Source organism: Acidobacteriota bacterium (assembly GCA_009861545.1).
Classification (GTDB): domain Bacteria; phylum Acidobacteriota; class Vicinamibacteria; order Vicinamibacterales; family UBA8438; genus WTFV01.
Map to the genome: position 1 here is coordinate 22,677 of VXME01000100.1, position 10,522 is coordinate 33,198.

Annotated in this window: 8 protein-coding genes; 1 reads left to right on the top strand and 7 read right to left on the bottom strand. The window is 69.1% G+C overall.

Going from position 1 to position 10,522, the window contains the following annotated elements:
- Positions 1-6 precede the first annotated feature (6 nt).
- Entirely contained in the window at positions 7-1,566 is a 1,560-nt protein-coding gene (locus tag F4X11_16410) for an ATP-dependent DNA ligase (protein ID MYN66588.1), read from the bottom strand.
- A gap of 92 nt (positions 1,567-1,658) precedes the next feature.
- A complete protein-coding gene (locus F4X11_16415) occupies positions 1,659-2,591 on the bottom strand; it encodes a 2-dehydropantoate 2-reductase (GenBank protein MYN66589.1) in 933 nt (310 codons plus the stop codon).
- Between the two features lie 270 nt (positions 2,592-2,861).
- On the opposite strand from F4X11_16415, the gene F4X11_16420 reads away from it, so the two are divergent.
- Positions 2,862-3,362: a hypothetical protein gene (locus F4X11_16420; GenBank protein ID MYN66590.1), complete on the top strand. Its 501-nt coding sequence runs from the start codon at positions 2,862-2,864 to the stop codon at positions 3,360-3,362.
- Positions 3,363-3,458: 96 nt separating this feature from the next.
- Here the strand turns inward: F4X11_16420 and F4X11_16425 are convergent, their stop codons facing one another.
- The 5 genes from F4X11_16425 to cofH form a co-directional block, all read right to left on the bottom strand.
- The gene (locus tag F4X11_16425) at positions 3,459-4,715 is read right to left on the bottom strand and encodes a DUF1501 domain-containing protein (GenBank protein MYN66591.1); all 1,257 of its coding nucleotides are present in this window, start codon (positions 4,713-4,715) and stop codon (positions 3,459-3,461) included.
- Positions 4,716-4,747: 32 nt separating this feature from the next.
- Entirely contained in the window at positions 4,748-6,592 is a 1,845-nt protein-coding gene (locus tag F4X11_16430) for a DUF1800 domain-containing protein (protein MYN66592.1), read from the bottom strand.
- A gap of 184 nt (positions 6,593-6,776) precedes the next feature.
- Positions 6,777-7,265 (bottom strand): hypothetical protein, encoded by a 489-nt coding sequence (locus tag F4X11_16435; GenBank protein MYN66593.1) that lies wholly within the window; start codon positions 7,263-7,265, stop codon positions 6,777-6,779.
- 164 nt (positions 7,266-7,429) lie between these two features.
- Positions 7,430-7,972 (bottom strand): hypothetical protein, encoded by a 543-nt coding sequence (locus F4X11_16440; protein ID MYN66594.1) that lies wholly within the window; start codon positions 7,970-7,972, stop codon positions 7,430-7,432.
- A complete protein-coding gene (gene cofH, locus F4X11_16445; GenBank protein MYN66595.1) occupies positions 7,969-10,467 on the bottom strand; it encodes a 7,8-didemethyl-8-hydroxy-5-deazariboflavin synthase subunit CofH in 2,499 nt (832 codons plus the stop codon). Before cofH ends, F4X11_16440 begins: the two co-directional genes overlap by 4 nt.
- Positions 10,468-10,522: the final 55 nt, after the last annotated feature.

Sequence of the window (10,522 nt, forward strand, 5' to 3'; positions counted from 1 at the left end):
GCGCGATCAGGCACGACGGGCGCGGCCGGCCCCGTGCCCCATCGCCCGCCGGTGGATCCCCTGCACCATCTCTATCGTGTCGGCCTCGACGGCCGTCTTGTCGTCGCGGTACCGCTTGACGCGGGCGAACCGCAGCGCCACGCCGCCGGGGTATTGCGGGCTGGCCTGCACGTCGTTGAAGGCGATCTCGACCACCAGTTCCGGCCGCACGAACACCGTGTGGCGGTCACGCCCGATCTCCAGCTCGAGGAACCGGCGCGTCTGCCAGGCCAGGAGCTCGTCGGTCAGCCCCTTGAAGGTCTTGCCGAGCATGACGAAGCCGTTTCGCTCGGCGTCGCGCGCGCCCAGGTGCAGATTGCTGAGCCACCCGCGCCGGCGCCCGCTCCCCCACTCGGCGGCGAGCACAACCAGGTCGAGCGTCGTGACCTGCTTGATCTTCAGCCACGCCGCACCCCGGCTGCCGGCGGCGTAGCCCGCGTCGAGAGACTTGGCCATGACTCCCTCATGGCCGGCGCGACGAGCCTCGTCGACGAAGGCCGCCGTCTCGTCGACTCCGGGCGAGAGCACGCGCGGCACAAGCAACCGGCCGCCCGCGAGATCCGCGAGCGCATCCGCGCGCCGGCTGAGGGGCTCGTCGATCAAATCCTGCCCGTCGACCAGCAGGCAATCGAAGAAGAACGGCGTCAGCGGCAGCGTACGGCGCAACGCGTCGACGTCGAGCTTGCGGCCGAAGCGGCGCATCGTCACCTGGAAGGGAAGAGGAGTCCCATCGGATCGAAGCGCCAGCACTTCCCCGTCGAGGATCAACCGCCGCGGCGGCATGGCGGCCACCGTCTCAACCACCTCGGGAACCGCCGCGGTCACCTCGCGCAGGTGGCGCGTGAACACCCTTACCTCTGCCTCGTCCTTGTGTACTTGAACGCGGGCGCCGTCCAGCTTGTAGTCGAGCGCCATTGCGCCAAGGCGCGCCAGGGCATCGTCCACGCTGTCCGCGGACTGCGCCAGCATCGGCTGCACCGGATGGAACATGCGGAACGAGAACCGCGACAGATCCGGGTCGGTCCCGGCCAGCGCTACCCTGGCCACCGATCCAAGCCCGCCGGCCATCATCACCGCACGGCGCACCCGTGCCGCGGGCAGCCCAGCCGCACGCGCTACGGCGTCGGTGATCACACTCTCGAGCGCACCCTGGCGGATCTCCCCCTGGAGCAACCGCACCAGGAAGTCCTGCTCGTCGCGGGTCGCCCGCGCCAGCAGGTCGCGTAGCTGCTGGACGCGAACGGCCGTCGAGCCGCGGCCCCTGGTAGCGGCCACCCGCTCGAACGCACTGTCAACGGCCGCAAGCGTCAGCACGGGTGCGGATGCGGCCGGGACGGAACGGACTTCGCTCAGAGCGGAGAAGCCGACGCCGATGCGCCCCTGCGGCAGGGAGCCGCACAGGAAGGAGACGGCGATCTCGATCTCCTCCGCGCCGAGCCGTCCAAGGAAGGCGGCCAATCGGCCGACCTTGTCGAGGCGCCGACTAGCCTCACGCACATCGCAAGAGGTCGCTACCAGATCACGCAGCGGGGTATCGGTCACGGTCGAGTATTCGCCCCGGTCCACCGCAACACCATCACGGCCATCATGCCGAAGAAAGAGCTCCGCCGCCCCGCCCGTCACACGCGATCCTTCCCGCCTGCATACGGCTTGAGCGCGGCGTAGACTGTGCGGTGAACCGGGGTCGGGACGCCCTGCTCGCTCCCGAGGCGGACGACGGTGCCGGACAGCCACTCGAGTTCCAGACGCCGTCCCCGCTCGAGGTCGACGAGCTGCGAGGTCTTCCCGTTCGCGGGGCTGGCATCGAGGAACCCGAGCACCCTTTCCTCCACGTCGTCGGGAAGATGAACGCCGAGCGCGCGCCCCACCGCCGCCGCTTCGTCGATCGCCCGGACAAGCACCCAGCGGGCATCCGGATCACTCCGCACCGGCCCCATCGGGAGGCGCGTGAGCGCGGTGGCCGCGCTCGAGCCGGCGATGAGACAGAACTTCTCCCAGATCATCCGCTCGGTGTCCTCGAAGACCGCGGCCTCGACCCCCGCTCGGTTGCAGGCGCGCGCGAATTCGCGGGCGCGCGGGCTCGAACCGCCTCCCGGCTCGCCGAAAGCAATCAGCGGCTTGCCCGCCATGCGGCCGAGCCAGGCGATCTCCCCCGGCGCCGCGATATTGGCGGGAAAGTAGGCGGCGCCCGCCAGCGTCCGTTCCGGACCGATGACCGCGGCGATCCGGGCCGCACTCTCGACGCCGTTCTGTACAGTGACCACGAAGGTAGCCTGCCCGAGCAACGGGCGGATCAACTCTGCGGCCGCGTCGGTATCGTAGAGCTTGACGCAGAACAGCACCGTGTCGACGGCGCCGATCTCCGCGGGACGATCGGTCGCCTGGAGGCCGGACACCTCCAGGGATTCTGCGCCGCTGATACGCAACCCGCGACGCCGCAACGCCTCCAGGTGCGCCCCGCGCGCGATCAGCGCGACGTCATGGCCGCCGCGCGCCAGCTTCGCGCCCAGGTAGCCTCCCATGCCGCCGGCTCCCATCACCGCGATGCGCACAACAACACCCTCCTGCCCGCCGGCTAGACTATACTGCCGCGCCAAGAGTACGGCTCCCAGCGTAGCGATTGCGTTCGGACGACGATGTCGGGACAATGCCAGTGATGCAGCCGCCGGAAGACCGTAGCGTCGACTGGACCGGTGTCCACCCCGACGACTCCCCTATCGGGCCGCTCGACAGTCGATCGTTCCTCGCACGCCTGCGGATGCTCAGCGAACGCGCCCGCGACCTGACCCTGCTTCGCAGGGCCCGGACGGAGCAGCAATCGCATGACGAGCGATTTTCTCGAGATCCTGAACGCGCTTCACGACCATCGCGTTGAGTTCGTGATTGTCGGTGGCGTCGCCGCCGTCCTCCACGGCGGTTCGCGCGTGACGTTCGATCTCGATGTCGTGCCCAGCCTGGCGCCGGAGTCCTGGCAGTCCGCGGTCGATCTGCTCTGGAATCTCGGAGCGCGCCCCCGCATTCCCGAGCCGATTGAACGCATTCGCGACGTCGAGCACGTTCGTCGCTGGCGGCGGGAGAAGGGCATGCTTGCGCTCAACTTCCACACGCCGGACGGCCGGGCGGAAGTCGACCTGCTGGTCGCGGAGAGCGATGCGTTCGACGATCTCAGACAGCGGGCGGTCGAGGTGACCGTCGATCGGCGCACGTTCTTCGTGGCATCGATCGACGATCTCATCTCCATGAAGCAGCGCGCCGGCAGACCACAGGACCTGCTGGACATCGCGGAGCTGCGGAAGATCCAGGAACGGCTGGGCAGAGCGTAGTCCCCGCCCCCCAAAAAAAACGGGGCTGGCCTCGGCCAGCCCCGTCGATCCGCTCTACCCCCAGCCGGACGAAGCGCCTCTACGGCGCCGTTCGCGCTACGCGAACATGCCGAGCGTATCGAACTTGCCGCCGAGCACGTTCTCCGACTTGCGGTAGCCGAGGTACTCCTCGATCAGCGTGGCGTACACCCGCCGGAAGTCGGTGGTGTACTGCAGGTTGTCGCCCAGCACGAGATCCGTCAGGCTGACCGGCTTGCCGTACTGGCCGCCCTCGACCCCGCCGCCGAGCACGAACGAGACGTTGGCGGTCCCGTGGTCGGTGCCCAGGCTCGTGTTCTCGGGCACGCGCCGGCCGAACTCGCTGTGGATGAAGACGGCCACCTCGTCCTGCTTGCCGAGCCGCTTCATCTCCTCGAAGAAGCCCCAGACGGCGTCGCAGCAATACTGCACCTGGCGGTTGTGCGGGCTCTCCTGGTTGACGTGGGTGTCGAACAGGCTGTTGCGCAGCCGCACGTAGTAGAGCCGCGCCGGGAAGTCGTTCTCGATCAGCGCCACGACCTTGTCGAGGTCGAGCAGGCGCACGTCGCCGCGGGTGCTGGTGTAGTTCTCCCACGCCTGGCTGACCAGGGCCGACGCCTCGCGCGCGCTCTGGTTGACGTCGAGCAGGAACTTGTGGATCTCGCTGCGCGCCGCCTGCCCGTTGCCCAGCCTGCCGATGTACGGGCTCTGCGGGTGGAAGAAGTCGCGGCGGAATGCGCCCGGATCATTGAAGACGACCGGGACGTGCTCGTGCGCCCGCACCGCGAGCGACTGCGCCGAAGCGATGTTCACCAGGAAGTTGGGCGACCCGGTCGGATCCAGGGCGTCGGCGGTGCGGCCGTACCAGCCGTAGGCCTCCCCGCTGTTGGGGGCGCCGGTGTGCCAGAACGAGCTGGACGCGAAGTGGGAGAACGACGGCTGCTCGTAGCCGCAGCCGTGGATGACGGCGCAGTTGCCCTCTTCCCACAGCCGCTGCATGCCCACCATCGACTTCTGGAAACCGAAGTGCTCGTCCGCCTTCAGGACGTCCTGCTCGCGGACGCCGATGGTCGGCCGCCGCCGGTACAGCTCGTCGTCGCCGTAGGGCACGAACGTGCTCAGGCCGTCGTAGCCGCCGAACCACTCGAACACCACCAGGATCTTGCCCTCGGTGGCGGCCAGCGCCTCCGAGGTCGCGCCGAACAGCGGCGGCAGGGGGCCGAGCCCGCTGCCGAGCAGGCCGAGGCCGATGCCGCGGGCGCCGATCTTCAGCGCCTGGCGGCGGGACACGCCACTGGAATCGCACAGCTTCTTGCCGCGGTTGGTCAGGGTCATGGTCATGCACCTCTAAATTCGTGGACGGTCCCCTAGTCGATCTGATACTCCGGCGTGCTCATGATGATGTGCGTCACCATGCGCAACGGGTCTTCCAGGTAGGTTCGGGCTCGCGCCAGGTCCCGGGTTCCCAGCTCGCCCTCCAGCAGCTCCACCAGCGCAACGCGCAGCTCGGTCGCCACCGGCATCCGCAGGAATCGTCCCAGCAGGTGATCGACCGCCTCGTCGGTGGTCTCCGCCCCGGAGTCCAGGACCATGCGCGCCATGTCGAACTGCGCTGCGCCGCGCGGGGTCGGAATCAGCTTGCGCACCGCCTCGGCCCAGGCCCGGTAGCCCGAGACACGGGTATTGAACAGCTCGTCGCGCTCGAGAGCCGACAGGTCGAACGCGGTCATCTGGTTCGGGTCGCCGTCTATCGAAATGGCGGCGCCGAAGTCGTAGCCGCTCCGCAGGCGCTCGCCCACCACCCCGTCCCCGGTCCGGGCGAGGAAGCTCGGATCCCGAAAGTCGATGACGTCCGGGAACAGGTAGTTGAAGGCGACGTTGCCCCGCTCCTGCAGGAGCGCCGGTGTGATCCAGGACCGGCCCTGCGCCCAGCCGGCGACCGACGGCGGGTTCAGCAGGTGCTGGCCCAGGGCGATGGTCGTGCTGTTGAAGTCCGGAACGCCCGGCACGTCGGGGGCGCCGAGCTGCTTCAGCATCGCGATCACGTGCTCGACCGGTCCCTTGATGTGGGCGCCGTAGCTCGCCTCGCTGTAGAAGTCGCGCGACAGGAAGATCGTCCGCAGCAGCGGCTTCAGCTCGTAGTGGTTGTCCCGAAAGACGGCGCCGAGCTCGGCCTGCAGTTCCGGCGAGGGATCCTCGCGGACGAAGAAGCGGTAGATCTTCGAGGCGATGTACTCGGCGGTGATCGGCTGCTCCAGGATGATGTGCAGCACGTCGACGCCGTCGAAGTTCCCGGTGCGGCCCAGGAAGGCCTTCTCCTCGTCGTCGTGCTGGTCCTCGTTGACCACGAAATCGAGGTTCACGAAGTTCCAGCCCGTGAACGCCCGCGCCGCCTCGCGAACGTCCATCTCGGAGTAGTTGCCCACGCCCATCGTGAACAGCTCCATCACCTCGCGGGCGAAGTTCTCGTTGGCGGCGCCCTTCACGTTCACGCCGGCATCCAGGTAGTAGAGCATCCCCGGATCCTGCGCCACGGCGACGAGCAGCTCGCCGAAGTTCCCGGCCGCGTGCCGCTCGAAGGTATCGATCTGCAGCAGCATCTTGCGGTAGTCGCGGACCTTGTTCTGGGCGGTGGCGAAATGCCCGTGCCAGAACAGCGCCATCTTCTCCTGCAGCGGCCGGTTGGTGTCGAGCATCCGCTCGGCCCACCAGTAGCCGACGCGGCGGGTCTCCAGCGCGGTCGCGCGCAGCCAGTAGAAGAAGCGGTCGGAGACCGGCTGCATGTGGCGGTTGACGAACTCCGGCTTCACGCGGATGCCCATGCTCGCGCCGAGCGCCATCGCCCGGTCGGTAGCGGCGGGCCGGCTCGGCGGGAACTGCATCAACGTCTCGTCCCAGAAGCCCGAGTGCTCGAACGGCTCGAGATGATCGTTCGGAATGTCGTCGTAGTCGACCAGGGCGCTGACCGCCTCTTCCGGCGTCATGTCCGCCAGCCGCCGGACGTCCTCCGGCGTGCCGCTGAAGCCGGCCCGGCCCAGCAGGTGCTCGGCGCGGTCGTAGCTCCAGTCCGCGACGGCGATCGGGGCCAGGTCCCCCGTCCACGAGGCGGGCCCCGGCTCCCAGTCGTTCGATTGGGCGGCAACTGTGCTGCCGGCAACGCAGAGCGCAAGCGCCGCGCTGGCCACCACTGCGCAACGGTGTCGAATCTTCATGGGTCGGTCCCTCTGATGCTCCAGTCCGATCCTCCGGGCAGAACCCCGGCCATTATCCATCCCGGATCGGTACATTCTGAGCGTCTTACCGGCAATGTCAAGTGCCGCGGACGCACGCCCGCGCCCCGTCGGATCGGCCGCGGCAATCGGGCCCCGCGGAGACATGACCGGGCGGGACCGACACTCATTCCGGATCATCATCCCGTCCATTTGCTCCTGGCACTGTGCCACCCGACAGGTTGATTCCTGGACGGGGCAGCCCGTACACGTCCATCTGCCGCATGCAGTCGTGTACGGTGGCCTCGCTACCGAAGATGGCGAAGGAGGCTTGTCGATCGGGGGCGCGCACGACGATACGCACCGTCCCGCGGAGGGTCCTCAATACGAAGTGGACCCCGCGGGGGTCTTCGACTTGCACCGTATGCTCGCCGACCGCCGTGACCCGAACGGGGAGTTGGTCGCCGGGAACAGCTCGCAACCAGACTCGTTCGGGCGCCTGGAGCGGCTCGGCAAACGTGAATCGTGCGCGAACTCCTTGATTCACGCACTGGAGGACAATCACGGCCCCCTCGGCGTTGCGAAGACGGAATTCCACGCCGCCCGGCAACGCGCTCTCCTCCCACACCGCCTGCCCGGTGACCGGCGCCGCGGGCAACGTCACGAACACCCCCACGGCAACTGCGGCTACAGTCCTCTTCATCGGAGACTCCTTCGCGCTAGCGGCCGGGCTGTCCATGTCAGCGTTGCAGGTCCTACATTCCAAAGCGTATCCACCTTACCCAGAGGACCGGAATCGTCACCTTGAGCAATGTTCCCACGAACTTCGCCGGCGGGATACTAGCCGCGCGACACCACCCGGAACGACCACCAGCCGTCCGGCCGCGGCGTGCCGATCGGCACCGGCGGGTTGGCCGGCTCCTCCAGCGAGTGCAGCTTGTCGAGCCTGGCGACCCAGGCCGTGTCGAGCTCGTCCGCGTCCATCGCCCGCGTCAGTTGAACCGGGTAGACGGTGCCGTCGAGGCGCAGCCACGCCGTGCCGTCCTCGACCGCGAACCCGGACCAGCGCTTGCCGTCGCAGTTCGAGCAGCTCAGGTACAGGTCGCCGCTCTCGGTGGCGAAGCAGTTCAGGTTGATGGCGTGCGGCAGCAAGCCGGCCCGGATCTGGATCTGGCACAGCGTCACCTGGTTCGCGAACGTCCAGTCGCTCACCGGCTCCTCGTGCTCGGCGCCGAACAGGACGGCTCCGGGCATGCGATCGCACGGGCAGGTGGCCGACCACCCGTAGAAGCCGATCGCAAGCAGGACCACGAGGGCCACCGGTGCGCTGATGGCCGGTCGCTCCAACACCTTCTCGAGCAGGGCGCGGATGTCTGTGCTCATCGGTTTGCCTCCCTCTGTCTCATTGAACGTTCCGGTGAACCGTTGTCCCCGACGTCGGCACCGAGCCCGGGCCGGACCAGCGCCGGCCGCGCCCCGTCCCGCGCCCAGGCGGGACTCGGGGCCTGGACGACCGGTTGCAGGTCGGCGGCCTGAAACGACCGGGCCACCTGCGCGGCCACGGGCTCCCCGTAAGTGGTGGAGCGCTGCCTCGGCGTCCGGCCGGCCCCGCAGATCAGGGCCTCCATCCGCTCCGGCGACAGCTCCTGGCCGAACCCCGCGCCGGCGGCCCGCGTGATGCTCTCGTTCATCAGGGTGCCGCCCAGGTCGTTCACCCCGGCGTTCAGGCACGCGCGCACGCCGCGGGGCCCCATCTTCACCCACGACGCCTGGATGTTCGGCACCAACGGGTGCAGCGCCAGCCGCGCGACCGCGTGCATCAGCAGCGACTCGCGGAACGTCGGACCGCGGCGCGCCTTCCCCTTGAGGTAGATGGGCGCCTCCATGTGCACGAAGGGCAGGGGCACGAACTCGGTGAACCCCCCGCTGCGCGCCTGCAGCCCCCGGATGCTCGCCAAGTGGTGCCCCCAGTGCCGGGGCCGGTCGATGTGGCCGTACATGATGGTCGCCGTCGTCCGGAACCCGACCCGGTGCGCCGTCTCCATCACCTCGAGCCACTGCCCCGCCGTCAGCTTGTCGGGGCACAGGTCGCGCCGGACCTCGTCGTCGAGCACCTCGGCCGCGGTGCCCGGCAGCGTTCCCAGGCCGGCCGCCTTCAGTTGCCGCAGGAACGCCTCCAGCGACACGCCGAGGGTGGCCGCGCCCTGCCAGACCTCCAGCGGCGAGAAGGCATGCACGTGCATGTCGGGCACCGCCGCCTTGACGGTGCGGCAGATGTCCAGGTAGGTGGCCCCCGTGTACTCGGGATGGATGCCGCCCTGCATGCACACCTCGGTGGCGCCGCGCTTCCAGGCCTCCACGCTGCGCCGGGCGATCTCGTCGAGGTCGAGGTCGTAGGGCGCCCCCCGCAGGTTCTCGCTCAGCTTGCCCTTGGAAAAGGCGCAGAACTGGCACTTGAAGTAGCAGACGTTGGTGTAGTTGATGTTGCGGTTGACGACGTAGGTGACCTCGTCGCCGTTGACCTCGCGGCGCAGTGCGTCGGCCGCCCGCACCACGGCGACCAGATCGTCGCCACGGGCGGAAAAGAGCGTCGCGATCTCCACCTCGTCCAGCCCGTCGCCGCGCGCGGCCCTCTCGCACAACGCCCGCACCGTGGCGCTCGGCGCCGGCGGGGCTGCATCATCGAGGCGTTCCAGAAGCGGCGCCGGCAGCACGGCGTCGGGGTCGCCGGGCGACCAGGCGCTCTCGCGGGCGAAGCCTTCCGCGTCGGATGCCTGCCGGACAGCCGGCCGCAACGGCTCCGCCACCCAGCGGTCCAGATCCCGCGCGTAGGACGGATAGACCGTCAGCCGCTCGGTCAGCACCTTGCCCTCGCGCGCGGTCTCGCGCGCCAGCGCCTCCAGATGCGGCCACGGCGCCTCCGGATTGACGTGGTCCGGCGTCACCGGAGACACCCCGCCCCAGTCGTTGATACCCGCCCGGATCAGGGCGCCGAAGCGGTCCGGGGTGAGGTTGGGCGGCGCCTGGATCGCCATGTCGGGACCGAAGATCAACCGCGCGCAGGCGATCGTCCACTGCAGGTCGGCGAGCGGCGGCTCGGGAGCCTGGGCCATCCGGGTGTCCGTCTTGGCCCGGAAGTTCTGGACGATGATCTCCTGGACGTGACCGTGCTTGTCGTGCAGGTCGCGCAACGCAAGGAGCGATTCGATGCGCTCCTCCCTGGTCTCGCCGATGCCGATCAGGATGCCGGACGTGTAGGGAATCGCCAGCTCCCCCGCCAACCGCATCGTCTCCAGACGCGCGTCCGGGTCCTTGTCGGGTGAGCCGTGGTGCGCCAGGCCCGGCTCCAGCAGGCGCCGGGAGACGCTCTCCAGCATCATTCCCTGCGACGGGCACACCGCGCGGAGCGCGAGCAGCTCGTCCCGCGTGACGACACCGGGGTTGGCGTGCGGCAGCAGGCCCGTCGCCTCGAACACCGCGCGGGCGGCGGCCACCAGGTACGCGATCGTCGTCGGATACCCCAGCGCGTCCAGCTCGGCGCGCGCCTGCGGATATCTCAGCTCGGGCTTGTCGCCGAGGGTGAAGAGCGCCTCGTTGCAGCCCGCCTCCGCGCCGCGGCGGGCTACCTCGACGACCTCGTCGAGCGTCATGTACGCCCGCTCGCCCGGTCGCGGCGGCTGGGCGAACGTGCAGTAGTGGCACACGTCGCGGCACAGCTTCGTGAGGGGGATGAACACCTTGCGCGAATAGCTGACAGGCCGCCCGAAGCCCGCGTCGCGCAACTCGGCGGCGCGCCGCATCAGGGCTGGCAGGTCGGTTTCCCGCGCGAGGTCCCACGCCGTCTCCCGAGACGGCCTGACGTAGGTGCTGGTGTCCATCGAAGTCCGGCTGCAGTGTCCGACGGGTATCCGCAGACGCTTATACCACGTCGGG

What these genes read in the sequence shown, in the direction of transcription:
- F4X11_16425 (MYN66591.1), bottom strand. Translation starts at nt 4,715, where the DNA reads ATGACCCTGACCAACCGCGGCAAGAAGCTGTGCGATTCCAGTGGCGTG.
- F4X11_16440 (MYN66594.1), bottom strand. Translation starts at nt 7,972, where the DNA reads ATGAGCACAGACATCCGCGCCCTGCTCGAGAAGGTGTTGGAGCGACCG.
- F4X11_16430 (MYN66592.1), bottom strand. Translation starts at nt 6,592, where the DNA reads ATGAAGATTCGACACCGTTGCGCAGTGGTGGCCAGCGCGGCGCTTGCG.
- F4X11_16420 (MYN66590.1), top strand. Translation starts at nt 2,862, where the DNA reads ATGACGAGCGATTTTCTCGAGATCCTGAACGCGCTTCACGACCATCGC.
- cofH (MYN66595.1), bottom strand. Translation starts at nt 10,467, where the DNA reads ATGGACACCAGCACCTACGTCAGGCCGTCTCGGGAGACGGCGTGGGAC.